The organism is Aeromonas sp. S5(2024) (genome assembly GCF_041403025.1).
GTDB lineage: Bacteria > Pseudomonadota > Gammaproteobacteria > Enterobacterales > Aeromonadaceae > Aeromonas > Aeromonas hydrophila.
Map to the genome: position 1 here is coordinate 83,030 of NZ_JBGLRI010000014.1, position 18,446 is coordinate 101,475.

Genomic DNA, 18,446 nt, shown 5'->3' on the forward strand with positions numbered 1-18,446 from the left:
GCTATGATGGCCGAGATGGAAGCCTTGATCCAGCGTTTATGGCGCCAGTTGCCACAGATCGGAGCATTTGCCTTTACCGCGAGCAACGGGGAAGGCTCCGCCACCGACTGGTGCGGCAGCGGCGAGGGGGAGGTGACGGTGACCGATCATCAGGGGGGTTGGCTGTTTGCCGAGCAGGGCCGCTACACCACGCCCCATGGCCGGGTGCTGACCATGCACAACCGCTTCTGGTGGCAGCGTGGCGAGCGGGGGATCCGGCTTTCCCATCTGCGCTACGAGCAGCCGGTGGTGCTGTTCGAGCTGCTGCCTCAGGCGGATGGTCGCTGGCTCACCGCCGAGCCCCACCTGTGCGGCCAGGATCACTACAGCGCCGAGCTGACGCCGACCGGGGACGGCTTTCTGCTCGGCTGGCAGATCACCGGCCCGCGCAAGAACGAGCGGCTGAGTTATCGCTATCGGGTGTGACGGGCGGCAGGCATAAAAAAACCGGCGCAGAGCGCCGGTAGAAGGGACAAATCGGAGGTTTTTTTGAAAAACGGTCCCAAAAACAGGAGAGATACACTCTCGTCACACATTCAGAGACGGATGTCAGGCACTCAGCGCATAGCTCAGCATGGCTTGCAGCTTGCTGTCGAAGAACCAGGGCAGCAGCACCATCAGCAGTCCGAGCAGACCCATCAGCCGCTGGCGATACTGCCAGCCGGCGATCACTACCAGGCCGCCGCAGAGTGTGGTCAGGATGCCTGACATAGGGCAGCCTCCCGCTGGACGCGGCGCTGCTGGGCCCACTGGTTGAGGGCGACCGAACCCAGGATCAGGGCCAGTGCCACGCCTGTGGTGGACTGGATCTGTTCGCCGAGGAACAGGGCACCCAGCATGACGCCGAACAGCGGCACCAGGTAGTTGCTGAAGGAGGCGAAGGTCGGGCCCGCCTTCTGGATCAGCGCCATGTAGAGGAAGTAGACCAGACCGGTACAGAACACCCCGAGCACCGCGACGGCGCCGATGGCATGCTGGCTCGGCATGGTGAGCGCGCTCAGATCGGTGACGAACGGCGCGGCCAGCAGCAGCTGGATGGCCGAAGAGATCAGGATGTTGCGTGCCACGACCACCGGGTGGTCCTTGGCGAAGCGCTTGATCATCAGCAGGCCGATGGCGAAGCAGCTGGCACCGAACAGGATGGCCATGGCGCCGAGCAGGCCGGCATTCATGCCGCTGGCCAGTTTCGGCCAAAACAGCACCAGTACGCCGACGAAGCCGATGACCACGGAGACGAGACCGCCCTTGGTGATTTTTTCACCGGAAACCAACAAGGGTGCCATCAGGATGGTGACAAACGGGATACAACCCATTACCACGGCGGCGATGGCGCTATCCACATACTGTTGACCCCAGGCCACCATGATGAAGGGCAGGGTGGCATCGAGCAGGGCGATCAGCATATAGGTACGCCACGGGGTGTGCTCGCTCTTGAGACGCATGAACAGGCAGAGCAGACCCAGGGTCAGGCTGCCACACAAGGCGCGACCCGCTGCCACCATGATGGGGGGCAATTCGGTCACGGCCTGATGCATGAAAATGAACTGGGAGCCCCACAACAGGCCAATCGCCAGCAACAACAGATAGCTACGCATTTTAATCTCCGATGTAATTCGCCTGCGCATTCTATGCAATCTGCTACTATGCCAAAAATGAATTGTCGTCATTCAACCATGGCCAATATCGATGGAACTGCCTCTTTCCCGCCTCGACCTCAACCTGCTCACCGTGTTCGACATGCTGATGCAGGAGCGCAACGTCACCCGTGCCGCCGAGCGGCTGCACCTTTCCCAGTCCACTGTCAGTCATGCGCTGGGGCGGCTGCGAACGGCGCTGGACGACCCCCTGTTCGTGATGAGCCGGCGCGAGATGATGCCGACCGAGCGCGCCAAGGCGCTGGCCGGCCCGGTACGTCAGGCGCTGGCCATGCTGGAGCAGGGGTTGCGGCAGGCCAAGGGGTTCGACCCCGCCAGTGCGCGGCGGATCTTTCGCATCGCCACTCCGGGTTCGGTGGAACACGGTTTGGTGCCGGCGCTGGTGGAGCGGCTGCACCGGCATGCTCCTCACTGCCGGCTGGAGGTGTGCGAGCTGGCCGACAGCGACTACGAGCGGGAGCTGGAGAAGGGGGAGCTGGATCTGGTGATCGGCTTCGCCGATGCCAATCACCTATCGCCCCGGTTGTGGCGCGAACCCTGGTTCAACAACCCGCTGGTCTGTCTGTCGCCCCTTGGCAGCGAGCTGCCTGACGTGCTGGGGCCGGACGATCTGGTCAGCCGGCCCCACATCCACACCTCCAGCTGGGGCCACAGCCAGGCCATGGTGGATCTCTGGCTGGCCCGCTTCGGGGTGGAGCGTGAACTGGGTGTCCGATTACCGAGCTTTATGGCGGTGCCGCCGCTGATGGCCACCGGCCGCTATCTGGTGGTGGTGCCCGAGATGATCGGGCGCCACTTCTGCCGCTACTACCCGCTGCGGCTGCACCAGCTGGACCCCGACATCCCCATCGTCTATTTGATGGCGGGCCACCCGCTCACCGCCCATGACGAGGCGATCGGCTGGTTCAAGGGGCTGTTGCACCGGCTGGCGTTCGAGCGCTACGGCGCGGATGCGCTCGGCAGCCCGGCGCAGCGCGGGGCGGATCAGTTCAATCCGGCGAAGTAGTCGAGCCCCATCGCCCCCTTCACCTCGGCCAGCACCTCGTCGGTCAGGGCGCGCGCCTGCTCGGTGCCCTGCTGCAACAGGCGCAGCAGCTGGCGCTTGTCGGCGATGGCCGCCTCGCGCCGCTCCCGCATCGGGGCGAGCAGGGTCTGCAGGCAGTCGTTCAGCACCTGCTTGCAGCGCATGTCTCCCAGCCCGCCGCGCTGATAGTGGGCCTTCATCTCGGCCACCAGTGCCTTGTCGGGGTGGAAGGCATCCAGATAGGCAAACACCGTATTGCCCTCCACCTGGCCCGGATCGCTCACCTTGAGGTGGTTGGGGTCGGTATACATGGCGAACACCGCCTGCTTGATCTCCTCCGCCGACATGCCGAGCTCTATGGTGTTGCCGAGGGACTTGGACATCTTGGCCTTGCCGTCGATGCCGGGCAGGCGGCCGGTGTCGCTCAGGATGGGCTGGCACTCGGTCAGCACCTCTTTGCCCACCAGGGTATTGAAGCGGCGCACTATCTCGTTGGCCTGCTCCAGCATCGGCAGTTGATCCTCGCCCACCGGCACATGGGTGGCACGAAAGGCGGTGATGTCGGCAGCCTGGCTGACCGGGTAGATCAGGAAGCCGGCCGGCAGGCTGCGTTCGAACCCTTTCTGCTGGATCTCCGCCTTGACGGTGGGGTTGCGCTCCAGCCGGGCGACGCTGACCAGGTTGAGGTAATAGGTGGTGAGCTCGGCGAGGGCGGGCAGGGCACTCTGCAGGCAAAAGGTGGTCTTGGCCGGGTCGAGGCCGGCGGCCAGGTAGTCGGCCATCACCTCCAGCACGTGGTCGGTCACCTTGGCCGGGTTGTGGCCGTTGTCGGTCAGCGCCTGCAGGTCGGCGATCATCACGAACTGGCGGTAATGGTGCTGGGCGGCGACACGTTGGCGCAGCGAGCCGACGTAGTGGCCGATGTGCAGTTTGCCGGTGGGACGGTCGCCGGTCAGGATAACGGGGTTGTGCATGTCACTCTCTCCAGTTGGGTGAGCCGGGAGGCGACAAAGGGATGAAAACAATGACCGCCTCTCGGCGGTCACGGTGTTTTCTTTGGGAAATTTTACATAGAAAAGCAGTGCCGCCTGTTTAAGAGCAGCACCACCAGTAGTTGTGATTGAATGAGGTCATATTCATGGCAAATCAAACTACGCCTGTTTGATCACTTCTGCAAGGGGACGACCAGCAGATCGCAGGGCACGGTATTCATCAGCTGGCGCGCGCTCGAGGTGAGCAGGCTCCAGAAGCTCTGGCGGTGGCCGCACACCAGCAGATCGATCTGGTAATCCCTGACCGCCTGGTTGACCCGCTCGCTCAAATCCCCGCAGATCACCAGCTTCTTCTCGATGGGGTAGTCCACCGAGGCCAGGAAGGCTTCCAGCTTCTCTTTCGCTTCGGCGATCACCTGATCCTGCACGTTGTCGATGTCGATATCGATCATCTCGGTGTAGAGATCCTTGAGGTCCACATCGACATGGATCACCGACAGCTTGGCGCCGTTGGAGCAGGCCCGGTCGACCGCCTTCTCGATCACCTTGCGATTGTCTTCCGACAGGTCGATCGCGGCCAGTATGTGTTTGTAATAGGTTCCATTCATGGGAGTTCTCCTCACTGATCCTGAGTCCACTATACCAATGTCTGCTGAAACTAAAATGGTGTCCCCGGCACAGTTTTGGGATTTAAACGAGTTTCTTATGGAGCTTGTCGCTGACGACAGCCAATAAACTGGCTATAAATCGAACAGGAGTTTGAAGCAGGTCACACCCACCGGCTTGCTCGCGGCCGGTGACAGGCATAGGATGTGCCCGTGCTTCGCAATGAACACAAAACAACAAAAAGCATCTGAATACCGCTTTGGGGAGCCTCGCGCTCCCTTTTGTTTTTCTGCCGCCTTCTCGCCGATATTCCGCCCGACATCAAGGTAATCCCGTCTCGCTTGGTTATGCTGTAGCCAGTTCCATTGGCAGACCGTCGCTGGCCATTGAACACCGGATCCCGGTTGGATGCGGGTCGGTCTGCACTGTCATTTTGCGTATCGTATTGATTCCTTGGAGACTCCTTGATGATCATTCACCCACAGATCCAGGGCTGCGTCGCCCGCAACTGTCATCCCATCGGCTGCCGTGCCGCCGTGCTGCAGCAGATCGAACGGATCCGGGCGGCGGGCCCGTTCAACGGGCCGAAACGGGTGCTGGTGCTGGGCGCCTCGTCCGGCTTCGGGCTGGCGTCGCGCATCGCCCTGACTTTCGGGGCCGGGGCCGACACCGTGGGCGTGTCGTTCGAGCGGGGCCCCTCCGACAAGGGGCCGGGCAGCGCCGGCTGGTACAACAACATCTGGTTTCGCAAGGAGGCGGAGCAGGCCGGCCGTATCGCCATCAATCTGATCGGGGATGCCTTCTCCACCGGGATGCGTCAGCAGGCCATCGACACCATCCGCCAGCAGTTGGGGCAGGTGGATCTGGTGATCTACTCGCTGGCGAGCGGCATCCGGGTGTTGCCTGACGGCACGCAAGTGCGCTCCGTGCTCAAGACCACCGGTCAGCCATTCAGCGGCTGGGGGCTGGATCTGGAACACGACACCCTGGTGCAGCAGTCGCTGGCGCCGGCCACCCCGGAGGAGATCCGCGATACCGTCAGCGTGATGGGCGGCGAGGATTGGCAGCTCTGGCTGCAGGCGCTGCAGCAGGCGGATTGCCTCGCGCCCGGCGCGCAGACGGTGGCCTACTCCTATATCGGCCCCGAATCCACCTACCCCCTCTATCGGGACGGCACCATCGGGTATGCCAAGGAGCATCTGCACGCCACCGCCGAGACCATCAACCTGCAGCTGGCGGAGCTTGGCGGCCACGCCTGGGTGTCGGTCTGCAAGGCGCTGGTGACCAAGGCGAGCGCCTATATTCCGGTGCTGCCGGTCTATCTGGGCCTGCTGATGGGGGTGATGAAGGAGCGCGGGGTGCACGAGGGCTGCATCGAGCAGATGCAGCGGCTGTTCGCCACCAAGATGTACGGCCCGCAAGGGGTGGTGGCCGACGGCAACCGGCTGATCCGGATGGATGACCACGAACTGGATCCGGCCATTCAGGCCGCCGTCTCGGCGCTCTGGTCCAAGGTGACGCCGGACAACTTCCACGCGCTGGGGGATTTTGCCGGGCTGCGCCAGGACTTCATGCAGCTCAACGGCTTCGAGCTGCCGGGTGTCGACTACGGCGCGCCGGTGGATCTGGCCTCGCTGACCGAGCTGCTGCCCTGAGCCAGTGGGGCTGAAGTCAGGCCACGCTGCTGGCCAGGGCCTCCGGCTGCTCCGGGTTGCTCGGCTCTGCGGCCAGAATGGTCTGGTTGCGGCCCTGGCGCTTGGCCTGATACATGGCCATGTCGGCCCGATGGATGAGCTGGCCCAGCCCGTCGTCGGCGGCCGAGCGGCCTGCTACCCCGATGCTGATGGTCATGCGGGGTTTGTCGATCTGGCCGATGCGCTGGCGTAGCTGCTCCGCCAGATACCAGCAATCCGCCGCCGGCAGCGGCACCGCCACCAGAAACTCCTCGCCGCCCCAGCGCCCGACCAGTTGCAGGTCGGGTGCCCAGGATCTCAGCTCCCTCGCCAGCCGCTGAATGGCCCTGTCTCCCGCCTGATGGCCGTGACGGTCGTTGATCTGCTTGAAGTGATCGATGTCGATGATCAGCAGGGTGAGCGGGCCCTCTTGCTGCCACTGGGTGGCCAGCCGTTCCAGCAGTGCGCGGCGATTGGGCAGCTCGGTCAGCTGATCGAAGGTGGCCAGCTTGTAGAGGTGGCGCGAGCTGCGGTGCAGCCGGTGGGTGGTGACGCCCAGCAGCAGCAGGGCACTGGCCAGCAGGCCGACCAGCGCCAGCTGGTAGTGGCGGGCACTCTGCTGATGCAGCAGTTGCTGGCGCTTGTTCTCGTTCTCCTGCTGCAGCACCCGGTTGCTGGCCTCGCTGCGGGCCAGATCCATCTCTGCCTGGAAGGCGGCTGCATGCTGGCTCAGGGTCTGGTTGAAGTGCTGCTTGTAGTCGTTCACGTATTCATTGAGCACCTGGTAGGCCTCGGGATAGCGTCCCTGATCCGCCAGCAAACTGGCCTGCAAGGCCTTGCTGCTGGCACCGGCAGGCCCCTGGCTGATCAGCAGTTGCAGCGCCAGCTGCTTCTCGCCGCTGCCCTGCAGTGCCCTGGCCCGGGTCTCCAGCAGGCGCACCCCGGCTTCCGGGTAGCCCAGTTGCTGATAGAGCGCCTGCGCCTCGTCCAGGGCGCGCAGGGCGCCGGCCCAGTCGCGCTCGGCATTGAGCGCCATGGCCTGATAGCCGAGGATGATGGCACGGTAGTCCGGCGCCAGCGCCGGGTTGGCCAGCAGATTGTCCAGCAGCCGTCTGGCCTGGGCGGGGCGATCGGTATCGATATAGAGCCGCGCCATGTTGGCCCGGATGATGGTCTGGCTGTTGGGTTCGTCCAGCTGCACCATGCGCTGTAGCGCCTCCAGGTAATAGCTTTCGGCCTCCCGCGCCAGATTGAGGTCGGCATAGAGGTTGCCGAGGGTCATCAGCAGGCGGGCGCACTGCAGGCTGGCGAGGGTGGAGTCAGGTATTGTCTGCTTGAGGCGAAAGGCGGTCTTGAGCTCGGCGATCGCCGCACTGAGCTGCTGGGTGCGATAGAGCGCGAGCCCGTTCAGGGCGTGCCACTCCGAGGTCTGCTGCGGATGACCGGCGACGGCGGGTTTGAGCTGCTCCAGCAGGGTGAGCGCCTGATCCGGCGCTTCGGTATCCAGGGTGAGGGCGATCTGCTGCAAGCGGAAGTCGAGCAGACGCAGGGTCTCCTGCTGGGCACTGGCCAGCCCGCGGGCACGGGCGTTGTCGAGCAGGGCTTGCGGATAGCGCCCCAGCGCGGCCTGGGCCAGGGCTCTGGCGTAAAACTGCTCCATGTCCTGCTGCGGGTTGGCGTCGAGGCGTTGCAGATAGCCGACGGGATCGCGCGCCGCCTGCAGTTCAGCCTCTTTCAGCAAGGAGGGAGTGGCCTGCAGCTGGGTCATCCAGAGCAGCGCCAGTGCCATTATGAATCTCATTGAATCCTTTCCCCGACCACTGGCGCCATCATAATGGCTGAATCCACCTACACCATGTTTCTTTGCTTCTCTATAACCGTATGGGGGATAGGATGAGGCGAAAAGCTGTCACAACTGAGAGCTCGGGCAGCGGTATCTGGTTGCTTCATAACGAAACTGTGGCGACAATCGTGACCAAATCACAGTGGAGAATCATCATGTTGGCCAAAGCCATGATCGAGAAGTTGAACGAGCAGATTAATCTTGAATTCTATTCCTCCAACCTCTACCTGCAGATGAGCGCCTGGTGCGAGGACAAGGGCTTCGAGGGGGCGGCCAACTTCCTGCGCCAGCACGCCGTCGAGGAGCGTCAGCACATGGAGCGCCTGTTCACCTACGTGAGCGAGACCGGTGCCATGCCGCTGCTGGGTGCCATCGATGCTCCTCCCCACGAGTTCAAGTCGCTGGGTGACATCTTCCGCACTACCCTCGAGCACGAATACCACATCACCAAGTGCATCAACGGCCTGGCCCACGTGGCGTTCACCACCCAGGACTACTCCACCTTCAACTTCCTGCAGTGGTACGTGGCCGAGCAGCACGAAGAGGAGAAGCTGTTCAAGAGCATCGTCGACCGTCTGTCGCTGGTGGGTGAAGACGGCAAGGGCCTCTACTTCATCGACAAGGAGCTGGCCGAGCTGGCCAAGGGCGCCCCTGCCAGCATCATGGATGGCAACGCCTGATAGTCGTGGACACTTAGTGTTCAGCCAGTACAATGACGGCCCCTCTCAACAGGGGCCGTTTGCTATTGCGGCAGCCATGAAACCACGGCGCTGGTTGCTGCCGGATACAATGACGGTCTTCGTATAAAAGGGCCGTTTTTCTTTGGATGAGTGAGTGATGATGAAGCAGTTTGATGTGGTGGTGATCGGCGCCGGGGCGGCCGGATTGATGTGTGCGGCCCAGGCCGGTTATCGGGGCCGCTCCGTGCTGGTGCTCGACAACGCCAAGAAGCCGGGCCGCAAGATCCTCATCAGTGGCGGCGGCCGCTGCAACTTCACCAACCATCAGGCCGGCCCCCACGCCTTCCTGTCGGCCAACCCCCACTTCTGCAAGTCGGCGCTGGCGCGCTACACCCAGCAGGATTTCATCGATCTGGTGGACCGGCACGGCCTGAGCTATCACGAGAAGACCCTAGGCCAGCTGTTCTGTGATGAGAGCGCCAAGGAGATCGTCGACATCCTGCTGACCGAGTGCGACTGGGCCGGCGTGGCCCTGCAGTTCCAGACCGAGATCCTCACCGTCAGCAAGTGCGAAGAGGGTTTCGTGCTGACCACCAGTCAGGGGGAGATTAGCTGCCACTCGCTGGTGGTGGCCACCGGCGGCCTCTCCATGCCGAAACTCGGTGCCACCCCGTACGGCTTCAAGCTGGCGGAGCAGTTCGGCCTCAAGGTGCTGCCGACTCGCGCCGGGCTGGTGCCCTTTACCCTGCATCAGGCCGAGAAAGAGGCCTTCGCCGATCTGGCCGGGGTCAGCCTGCCGGTGGCGGTCACCGCCGAGGATGGCACCTGTTTCAAGGAGGCCATGCTGTTCACCCATCGCGGCCTCTCCGGCCCGGCCATCCTGCAGATCTCCTCCTTCTGGCTGGCGGGGGATAAGATCCACATCAACCTGCTGCCGGAGCTCGACATCGCCGCCACCCTCAGGGCGTGGGCCCAGGCCCATCCGGCGCAGGAGCTGAAAACCGTGCTGGGGCGCGAGCTGCCCAAGCGCTTCGTCGACAAGCTGGTGGAGCTGGGTCAGCTGATCAGCAAGCCGATGCGCCAATACAACGAGCGGGAGCTGGAGGCCGTGGCCACCCTGCTGGGGGATTGGCAGATCCTGCCCAACGGCACCGAGGGTTATCGCACCGCCGAAGTGACCCTGGGGGGGGTGGATACCAACGAACTCTCCTCCAAGACCATGGAGGCGCGCAAGGTGGCCGGTCTCTACTTCATCGGCGAGGTGGTGGACGTGACCGGCTGGCTCGGTGGCTACAACTTCCAGTGGGCCTGGTCTTCCGGCTGGGTGGCTGGCCAGTGCTGCTGACCAACCCTTGCTCTCATCTACTTCAGACGCGGCCGCTCAGGCCGCGTTTTTTATGGGTGTTATCCCTCACGGGGTAGCCCGTTATCCCTTTCTAAGAGTCGGCAAGAACGCAGTCAGCAGGCCGATGAGTGGCAGGTAGGCGCAGATCTGGTACACAGTTTCGATGCTGGTGGCATCGGCCAGCTGGCCCAGCAGGGCCGCCCCTATGCCCCCCATGCCGAAGGCGAAACCGAAGAAGAGGCCGGAGATGGCGCCGACCTTGCCGGGGACCAGCTCCTGGGCGTAGACCAGGATGGCGGAGAAGGCCGAGGCCAGGATCAGGCCGATGATGACCGAGAGCACCGAGGTCCAGAACAGGTCGACATGGGGCAGCAGCAGGGTGAAGGGGGCGACGCCGAGGATGGAGATCCAGATCACCCGCTTGCGACCGATGCGGTCACCGATCGGCCCGCCGAGCACGGTACCCGCCGCGACGGCAAACAGGAAGGCGAACAGATAGAGCTGGGCGCTGTCCAGCGACAGGCTGAACTTGTCCATCAGGTAGAAGGTGTAATAGCTGCTCAGGCTGGCCATGTAGAAGAATTTGGAGAACATCAGCAGGCCGAGGATGGCCAGCGACCAGCCGATCTGGCGGCGGCTCAGACCATGGCCGAGGTGCGCCTTCATCCGTTTATGGAAGTTGGCGGCGTGATGGCTGGACCAGCGTCCGACCAGGCTGAGCACGATGACGCCGACCAGGGCGAACAGCGAGAACCAGGCCGCGCTGCCCTGGCCCTGCGGCACTATGATCAGCGCGGCGAGCAGCGGGCCTATGGCCGACCCCAGGTTGCCGCCGATTTGGAACAGCGATTGCGCCAGCCCAGGCTGACTGCCGGCTGCCATGCGGGCGACCCGGGAAGATTCCGGGTGGAACACCGATGAGCCGATGCCGATCAGCATGGCCGACAGCAGCACGGCGCCAAAGCTGGCCGCCTGCGACAACGACAGCAAGCCGATCATCGTAAAGCCCATGCCGAACGGCAATGAATAGGGCATGGGCCGGCGGTCGGTGTAGAGGCCGATCAGCGGCTGCAACAAGGAACCCGTGAACTGGTAGGTGAGGGTGATGAGGCCGATCTGGGCGAACGACAAGTTGAGGCCGAGCTTGAGCAGCGGATAGATGGCCAGCAGCACCGACTGCATCATGTCGTTCAACAGGTGCGAGAAGCTGATGGCGGCGATCACCGGATAGGTGGTGCGATTCAAGGCATCGTGCGCGGTAGCGGCGGCGAGTGGCTGATCGGTACTGAGGCTCTTTTCCATGAGGGCGGGTTCTGTGAGTCTGGGGATGGCTTAACATGCCTGATCCCGACGCGTCTGGACACTACAAAGTGGGGCCGAAAGCGAGCAGTGAGAGAATGGGGTGAACGATCACGGATCGGCACTTGTGCTCGGCGGGCGGCGGATTAGTATAGAAACCTCGTCGTCGCATACCCGCCATGGAGGGAACATGTTCGAAAGCCTGGGAGTCATCAATGTCTGGACCTATCTGGTGGGGCTCTTCTTCATCATCATAGCGCCGGGGCCCAACTCGATTTATGTACTGCGTACCGGGGCGAGCCGCGGCATCGGCCCGGGCTACCAGGCGGCCCTCGGGGTCTTCGTCGGCGACGCCATCCTGATCTTCTGCGCCTATCTGGGCATCGCCTCCCTCATTCGCACCACCCCCTTGCTGTTTACCCTGGTGCGCTACTTGGGGGCCCTCTATCTGCTCTATCTCGGGGTGAAGATCCTGCATGCCAACTTCATCGCCAGGCGGGAAGGGCAGGCGCCCGTGGTTGAGCACGGCGAGCGCTACTTCTCCAAGGCGCTTACTTTAAGCCTCACCAACCCCAAGGCGATCCTGTTCTACGTCTCCTTCTTCGTGCAGTTTGTCGACTTCAACTACGCCCATACCTGGGTCTCCTACCTGGTGCTGGCGAGCATGCTGGAGGCCATGAGCTTCGTCTATCTGACCCTGCTGATCTTCGGCGGCACCCTGATGGCCCGCTTCTTTGCGCGCAAGGTACGCCTCGCCCGGCTCGGCAACGGCCTCATCGGCCTGTTTTTCATGGGCTTCGCCGCCCGACTGGCCACATTGTCATCCTGATGGCCAGGGCTCTGCCCAATCCCGGTCGCCCGTTTGCGAGCGGCTAGTCAGGCCAGCAATCCTTGCCGACCCGGATGAACCGGGATTGGTAGACGATCAGTTTCTGGTTGCCTGCCTGGCCGATCCTTGGGTTCTGGTAGGTTTCGCCGGGCAGCAGGTATTTGCTGCCGGCCTCGCTGTCCGCCTGCAGACATCCCCGTTTCACCATGAATTCGAAGTAGGTGTTGCCGGTATTGGTGATGCTGCTCCTTGCCGGATCCAGCTGGTATTGAAAACGCACCTGGCGCGGGCGTACCACCAGGGTCGATTGCAGCGCGAGTTTCATCTCCAACGCACCACGGCGCCTGGCCTGGCCACTTTCATCAAGCTGGGCTGCCGGTGACTCGGTGAAAGTGATGCGATAGTAACGCTCCTGACCATCCGCCGGCCCCTTGTAGTAGAGCTTGACGTTCTGCATGCGCTTGGCGTGCAGCGTAAAGCGCTTGGGGGCGAACAGCAGCTCGCCGGGCACCGTCGGAACGCTTGTCCCCGTGGCCGTGGGATTACTGATTTTTTCCATCTGCACTTCGTAGACCTTGGGCGAGCCACTGTTGTTGGTGACGGTCCGGGCGATGAACTCTTCGTTCGGTGCCATGGCAATCGTCATGGCGCCGATGTCGATGGCCATGGCCTGTGAGCTCAGCGTGCCGGCCAGCAAGAGCCAGAAAATGCGATGCATGTCGCTCTTCATGGTCAGCGCCAGGTCCCTTTGATGGTAATGGTACCGCTTTGTTGTACTTCCCCTTCCCACAGGTCGTTGCCAATGGTGCGTTGCACCATGGGATCGGTCAGATCGAATTCCAGCGCCAGCTTGTAGAATCGGGTAATACCTTTGCCGCTGACGGGGTCATTCCATTCCTGCGGAGGTTGGCTGTCCTGAATCCCCAAGGTGCGAATATCCAGCGGCGTCTGATCACAGCGGACCGCATGTCGGGAGGCTGTTCCATGGTTGGTCGAATCAAATACCAATCTAGTCGGTATAGGTACTGCCTGTTCGGGAACAGCCTGTCCTGCGGGGTAAAAAGTGCAGAGACCTTGATACGGAGCCCCGATATCTTGTGAAACGGTAATCTCAAGCATGTCTGCACTGATGGGCCCACTATCCGAAATATTGTAAGAGAAACTCAATATATCCTTGCCCACATTGCCTTCTCGGTAGGGATTGCTCACCCCCTCCGAGGATAGAATGGAAACACTGAAGTCCCGTGGTTTTATAATGATCTCGGTGGTACCGCTGAATTCATAGAATCCACTTTCCGGCGCTTTGATATTTCGCATATTAAAGTTAATCAAATTTCTGGTGAGCTGTTCTTGTAATCCCAACCTGACCACTTGTTTGAAAAAGTTGCTTGATAGAAAAAGATAAATGGACGATTGCCCTCTAAGATAGCTGACATTGTAATCCGCACCTTTAAGAGCCCAGTTGGTCAGATTGGCACTCATCTGTACATCACCGCCAACAATGGCGCTGTTGAGTGCCGCATTTTTGATGTTGGTATAAATATACGGGTCTGAAAATGACTGGCTGCCATCCTGATTGAAGTCGTAGTCCAGAAAGCGGCACAGCACTCCATCTCGTGTACCCAGCCGATAATTCTCACAACCTTGTGAACCGGGTAGCACATAGGGAGCCCCATTGCTGTCGACGATCACTTCACTGATCGCATTGGTTTGTATGAAACGTAGGTGTCCCGCTTTTTTATGCTGGGTCCGCTTGACGTACCAGGTCCCACTATCCTGATTGATACAGCGTTCTCCGGCCGCGGCATCATAGATTCTGGTGGTCATGCAAAGATTCATCTCTCGGTTCAAAATGCCCCCGGCAGGCATGGTGCGAAGATAGTCAAAGAAAGCGGAGCTCAATTTTGCATGGGCATATCCGGTGGCAGCCTTCATCAATCCGAAAAATCCAGTTTCATTTACTGAGGCGGGTTTATTCATCGCTTCTGCTGTCTGTGGATCACACCCAGCCCAGCTTTTTATGCAACGCTGATTGATATACGGATATTTAACTGGGCCGTTTTCCCACATATCGATGTTGTAGTTGGTCACTGTGTAGTTATGACCATTGTCTGCATATGCCAAACTGACCTGCCTGGAGTCAGTTGTCCATGCATTGCCACCCGTCAGGCGAGGGTCAAGATAATCGGTTGGTGTAATAAATAGATTGTGGTCTTCCTGGTTTTCAATAAACAGAAAATGGCGCAGATCAGCATCGACCAAATTATATTTTATTACTGCGGCACTGGCCTGCGAGGCCCAGCTGGTGGCAATTACCATCGCCAACAGCCATTTATATGCGGGATTCATCATCAGTACTCTCTCACCATGGCATAGGTGGGCAGTCCCTGGCAGGTAATGATGCCTACCCAGGCGGCGCCGCTGTGTTGTTCAAGATCGAGCTCGGCTTCACAGAAGTCATTCCCCTGGCGGAAAGTCAGCATGGGATTGGCTTTATCCACATCCAGCGAGAATTCACCCTCCTCGTTGGTCACCGTGGTGCCGATATGGTTGTCGATGCGGGCATTGGCCAGCAAGGAGCCATCTTCCGCCCTGAGTATGCCGAAGACAGTCACCATCTCCTTGATGGTGCTGCTCGCATCCAGGGTGGCCACGTTGCCGGGAAACAGGGTATAGCGCTGCTTGCCGGTATTGATGTCGTAGCTGTCCTTGCCCCGCTTGCTGTTGAGCAGCTCTATCTCGTACTCCCCGTAAGGGGGGAGGGCGAGGAAGGTCTGCTCGCCATGTAGGGGGTAATCCTGTCCGTTGACCTTGGCGAGCATCTGTCCTTCGCGATCGATCCCGGTATTGATGATCAAGCCGGACCCCGAGGAGTTGCGGCTAGAGGCGACCAGTGCGTCCTCCGTCGTGACCAGGGCACCGCGTGCAATCAGGTTGCCATTCATGTCGCCACCATGGCCGCGGCCCAGCGTCATGGTGCCGCCGATGACCCTGTTCTCGAACCCGAGAGTGCCGGAGAGCGCCATATTGTGTTCATCACTGCCGTGCATCATGCGCGAGGCATTGAACGAGGCCAGATTGATGACGCCGTCCATGCGTTTCTGGTAGTTGAGGTTGGCCGTGGTCTGGCCCTGCTCGTTGCTGCTCATGCCAAAGCTGAACAGGTTGTCGAACGGGATCGAGTAATCCAGCGTGATGCTCTTGTTGTTGAATCCGTTGAGCGTGCCGCTGTCGCTCTGCAGGCTGGCGCGCAGCGACAGGTTGCCGTATTTGCCGGCATAAAGGTGCTGGTAGTAATCGGCATAGCTGCGATCGCTGCTCATCTGGCGGTCGTGCAGGGTGTTGAAAGTGAGCTGGCCGAGACCGCTGACCCAGCCACCCAGATTGAGCGTGATGCCGGCAGAGTAGAGTTCGGCGTTGCTTACCGTCAGGGCGCTGCCGGTTTCGAGTTTCTCCTGGCTGAGCCACAGGGAGGCATTGTCATGGGCCTGCAGGGCGAGGCTGGATGCGAAGCGCCACGATTGGTCGGAGGCCAGCATGGTTTGCAACTGGGCACTGATACGATCGGTTGCCTGCCAGTTTGCACGGGCTTCGCCTACCGCAGCATCCTTGAAGGCATAAGTTGTGGTGGTCAGCTCCAGGGTATCGAGCGAACGTGCCAGCGATACTCCCAGCAGCGGTGAATCACCGTTGTTCTGGGCGCCTTCCATCATGCCTCCCCACCATTGCCATCCCCACTCCTGAGTAAAGCCCAGGCTGCCGCCCAACTTGGTGACGCGCTGGGTCGTGGTGCTGGTCAGCCGTCCATCGACATAGACTTCGACCGTGACGTTGTAGACGCCACTGGGGAACGCCGAGGTGTCGATATTCTGGTTGCCGATGGCCAGGTTTTGCAGGCTGATCAGGCGATCCTCACGGTACACCCTGACCTCGCCATTGGCAGGCATGAAGACTTGTACCGGGGTGGTGGACGCGTCGGCCTTCTGTTTACGTGACTGGGCCTGGTTGCCATACGATGCCCCATAAATGCGGCCAGTACTCAGACCGGTCACCACCCCCAGCGTCTGCAGATCCCAGGTCGAGACCATGCCGGCCGCGATGCGGCGATCGTCAAGATCCCGTTCGTACATGGCACGATAGATGTCACCGCTCTGCTCAGGTTCCCCGAGGTTGTAGAGGGATGCGTCCAGCGCCATGTGATGGGCACCCATCCCGACGGTACTGTCCAGTTGCAGAAAGTTGGAGTCGCTGTGACCGTTTTGCCGATTGCTGTTGAAGGAGTAGCCCAGATTGTAACGATGCACCCCGGTCAGGGCGTCAACGGTCGGGGTCAAGGTCACCCGGTTGTCCGGTTGCCTGGCCTGGCCGAATGCATCGCGTGAAACCCGAATCGTCAGCAACATGGCCACCAGGTCAAGCTGCATGCTGGCGTTGGCATCTATCTGCAAGCTGCCCTCGGCAGAAAACGCGCGCTTCTCTTCACTGGCGAGCATGGCGGTCAGCTGGTCGTTGAGCAGACCTTGCTGCTGGCCAGCACCAAAATCGATGTGCAGCAGATGCAGCTTGCCATCCTGCAGCAGCAGGGTGGCATTGCCGATCGGGTTATCGGTCAGGGTGTCGAGCCGGTTTTCTTCATCCGTGTACTGCAGACGAACGGGAACAGCCAGCCCTTCTGCCAGAGCCTGGGCAAAACTGGCCGGAATGATGACGTTGGCGATCTTGAGTGGCGCCGCGCTGTTGGCCGAGGCGGAGACCACCATCAGCAATGAGAGCGGCAACAAGCAGGTTTTCTTCAACATATCACGCACCATGGTTTCTGATTTCGGCAAAACAACACCGCCACTCGACCGGGTGGTGAAGGCAGTACCAGCACAAACGGGTTATTTGACGACGACGAATTCCTGACCCAGCCAGAGGCCAAGATGACTTTGCGGATCCTGCATATCGACTTTCTTGAAGCGGCGCTGCTTGCCGGGCAGGTCGTAGTAGGTCTCTTTGCACTGCGCCTGTGCCTTGCGGTCCAGACAGGGGCCGTAGGCTACGGTGCGGTAAGAGGCATTCCCCTGATTGCTCAACATTCCGTTTTGCAGGTTGTAGGCGAAGTGCTGCTGGCGTGGCGTGACCACCAGAATGGTGCCTATCTGGGCAGAGGTGGTGGCAACCGCCTGGCGGCGATTGTTGCTCTGGTCGTCCATCGACAGGGCGGTGTCCAGCCAGCGGATGCGGTAGTAGCGCTCCTTGCCATCCAGCGGTCCCTTGTAAAAGAAACGCACGTTGTTCTTGGCATGGGCGGGCAGCATCAGTCGGCTGGGCGAGAGCACCAGCTCGCCGGCCACTTCCATCGGGATCTCCTGGCCACCCTCTTCGGGCGAAGAGATGCGGCTGATGGAGATGGTGACCAGTCTGGCTTGAGCACTGCCATTCTCGATCTCCTTGGCAACATCCTGGCTGCCTGCATCGATGAAGGTGGTGACGGAACCAACGTTGATGGCCTGGCTGACCCCGGGAATAAACAGCATCCATGCCATCAGCATTTTCAGGTTCATGGGAACTCCTGTGATTGCAAAGGGCCCCGCAGGGCCCCGAATACTATGCGTCGAGGTAATTAGGACCAGTTGGCAACGAACTCGACGTTGACTTCCCCACTCCACAGGCCATCCGGCAGGGTCTCGAAAGACGCTTCTGTGCCATTGACGGTCGCGCTCTCGATGTTGAAGGTGAACGAGCCCTGGGCGGTGCTGCGCTGGGTGTCATCCTTGAAGCTGCTGGCCAGCGGAGAGAGGTTGCCGCCCGTGATGCCGGCTGCGGTATCGATCAGTGTGGTATAGGCGGTGGTGCTGACGGGAGCACCTTGCCACAGCACGCCGACGTCGACGGTGGAGCCGCCGCTCAGGTGGTTCAGGGTGCCGCTCAGCTTCTTGGCCTTCAGCGTGAAGTCGGTGGCGCTGGCATCCCCCTTGATGGCAACGTCGAACAGGCCGTTCACGGTGTTGAAACCCTTGATCCCTTCCGCGTATTGGAAAGAGAGGCTGTCGAGCGGCGTGACAACCAGCGCCGACTCGGTGTCCTTTTTGGCGGTTGCCTTCCAGGTGGCAACGGATTTTGCTTCTACAGCGGCCTGAGCGGTGGCAGCGAAGCCCAGTCCTGCAACAGTCAGCGCAATCAGAGTCTTTTTCATCTTGATATTTCCTACACATTTCCTGATGGGGGCAATTGCCACCCGTTTGATTTCACGCACCCAGGGTGCATTCCCTTTCCACCTTGCCGGACGGGTTTGTCCAGGCAATCTTGCCGATCGCCGAAGGATAATGTTTCGCCAATCAGCTCATCTTTTCGCCGGCAAAGATACTGGACGGACCTGCCCGGATCGATTGAATGCTGTGTAGGAAAAGTCCTAAAAGATGGTTGTTGTCTGCAACTTAAAATAAGACTTGTCCATTCTCTGATCAGGGTTTTTTGTT

At 60.8% G+C, this 18,446-nt stretch carries 17 protein-coding genes; 6 read left to right on the forward strand and 11 right to left on the reverse strand.

Annotated features, from left to right (window positions below; genetic code table 11):
* Positions 1-6: 6 nt before the first annotated feature.
* Positions 7-465: a DUF6314 family protein gene (locus tag ACB032_RS20775; protein WP_039214095.1), complete on the forward strand. Its 459-nt coding sequence runs from the start codon at positions 7-9 to the stop codon at positions 463-465.
* Positions 466-588: 123 nt separating this feature from the next.
* Here the strand turns inward: ACB032_RS20775 and ACB032_RS20780 are convergent, their stop codons facing one another.
* Positions 589-750 (reverse strand): hypothetical protein, encoded by a 162-nt coding sequence (locus ACB032_RS20780; RefSeq protein WP_016348904.1) that lies wholly within the window; start codon positions 748-750, stop codon positions 589-591.
* Complete coding sequence (locus ACB032_RS20785; protein WP_016348905.1) at positions 735-1,634, reverse strand: DMT family transporter; 900 nt, start codon at positions 1,632-1,634, stop codon at positions 735-737. The genes ACB032_RS20780 and ACB032_RS20785 overlap by 16 nt, the downstream gene beginning before the upstream one ends.
* Positions 1,635-1,725: 91 nt before the next feature.
* Here ACB032_RS20785 and ACB032_RS20790 point away from each other — a divergent pair, with 91 nt between their 5' ends.
* On the forward strand, positions 1,726-2,700 hold the full coding sequence (locus ACB032_RS20790; RefSeq protein WP_011704088.1) for a LysR family transcriptional regulator: 975 nt from the start codon (positions 1,726-1,728) through the stop codon (positions 2,698-2,700).
* Here the strand turns inward: ACB032_RS20790 and trpS are convergent.
* Complete coding sequence (gene trpS, locus ACB032_RS20795; protein WP_371138667.1) at positions 2,679-3,692, reverse strand: tryptophan--tRNA ligase; 1,014 nt, start codon at positions 3,690-3,692, stop codon at positions 2,679-2,681. The genes ACB032_RS20790 and trpS overlap by 22 nt on opposite strands.
* Before the next feature lie 191 nt (positions 3,693-3,883).
* The gene (locus tag ACB032_RS20800; protein WP_336752953.1) at positions 3,884-4,318 is read right to left on the reverse strand and encodes a universal stress protein; all 435 of its coding nucleotides are present in this window, start codon (positions 4,316-4,318) and stop codon (positions 3,884-3,886) included.
* Between the two features lie 465 nt (positions 4,319-4,783).
* Between ACB032_RS20800 and fabV the strand changes: the two genes are divergently transcribed.
* Positions 4,784-5,971, forward strand: coding sequence for an enoyl-ACP reductase FabV (gene fabV / locus ACB032_RS20805; RefSeq protein ID WP_371138668.1), 1,188 nt, complete (start codon positions 4,784-4,786; stop codon positions 5,969-5,971).
* 16 nt (positions 5,972-5,987) lie between these two features.
* Here fabV and ACB032_RS20810 read toward each other — a convergent pair whose 3' ends face one another.
* Positions 5,988-7,778: a diguanylate cyclase domain-containing protein gene (locus ACB032_RS20810; RefSeq protein ID WP_371138675.1), complete on the reverse strand. Its 1,791-nt coding sequence runs from the start codon at positions 7,776-7,778 to the stop codon at positions 5,988-5,990.
* A 209-nt stretch (positions 7,779-7,987) separates the two neighbouring features.
* Between ACB032_RS20810 and ftnA the strand changes: the two genes are divergently transcribed.
* Both ftnA and ACB032_RS20820 read left to right on the forward strand, forming a co-directional pair.
* Positions 7,988-8,512, forward strand: coding sequence for a non-heme ferritin (gene ftnA / locus ACB032_RS20815; protein WP_016348910.1), 525 nt, complete (start codon positions 7,988-7,990; stop codon positions 8,510-8,512).
* A gap of 160 nt (positions 8,513-8,672) precedes the next feature.
* A complete protein-coding gene (locus ACB032_RS20820) occupies positions 8,673-9,857 on the forward strand; it encodes an NAD(P)/FAD-dependent oxidoreductase (protein ID WP_371138676.1) in 1,185 nt (394 codons plus the stop codon).
* A gap of 81 nt (positions 9,858-9,938) precedes the next feature.
* Here the strand turns inward: ACB032_RS20820 and ACB032_RS20825 are convergent, their stop codons facing one another.
* Positions 9,939-11,159, reverse strand: a complete 1,221-nt coding sequence (locus tag ACB032_RS20825) for an MFS transporter (RefSeq protein ID WP_371138669.1) — start codon at positions 11,157-11,159, stop codon at positions 9,939-9,941.
* A gap of 187 nt (positions 11,160-11,346) precedes the next feature.
* Between ACB032_RS20825 and leuE the strand changes: the two genes are divergently transcribed.
* Entirely contained in the window at positions 11,347-11,985 is a 639-nt protein-coding gene (gene leuE / locus ACB032_RS20830) for a leucine efflux protein LeuE (protein WP_060390970.1), read from the forward strand.
* A 43-nt stretch (positions 11,986-12,028) separates the two neighbouring features.
* On the opposite strand, the gene ACB032_RS20835 is transcribed toward leuE, so the two are convergent.
* From ACB032_RS20835 to ACB032_RS20855, 5 genes are all read right to left on the reverse strand, one after another.
* Entirely contained in the window at positions 12,029-12,703 is a 675-nt protein-coding gene (locus ACB032_RS20835; RefSeq protein ID WP_247651354.1) for a molecular chaperone, read from the reverse strand.
* 14 nt (positions 12,704-12,717) lie between these two features.
* The gene (locus tag ACB032_RS20840) at positions 12,718-14,334 is read right to left on the reverse strand and encodes a hypothetical protein (protein WP_168756304.1); all 1,617 of its coding nucleotides are present in this window, start codon (positions 14,332-14,334) and stop codon (positions 12,718-12,720) included.
* A 2-nt stretch (positions 14,335-14,336) separates the two neighbouring features.
* Positions 14,337-16,784 carry a CS1-pili formation C-terminal domain-containing protein gene (locus tag ACB032_RS20845; protein WP_371138670.1) on the reverse strand — a complete coding sequence of 816 codons (2,448 nt, stop codon included), beginning with the start codon at positions 16,782-16,784 and terminating at the stop codon, positions 14,337-14,339.
* An 81-nt stretch (positions 16,785-16,865) separates the two neighbouring features.
* A complete protein-coding gene (locus ACB032_RS20850; RefSeq protein ID WP_139391325.1) occupies positions 16,866-17,531 on the reverse strand; it encodes a hypothetical protein in 666 nt (221 codons plus the stop codon).
* Positions 17,532-17,590: 59 nt separating this feature from the next.
* Complete coding sequence (locus ACB032_RS20855) at positions 17,591-18,163, reverse strand: common pilus major fimbrillin subunit EcpA (RefSeq protein WP_139391324.1); 573 nt, start codon at positions 18,161-18,163, stop codon at positions 17,591-17,593.
* Between the last annotated feature and the right edge of the window lie 283 nt (positions 18,164-18,446).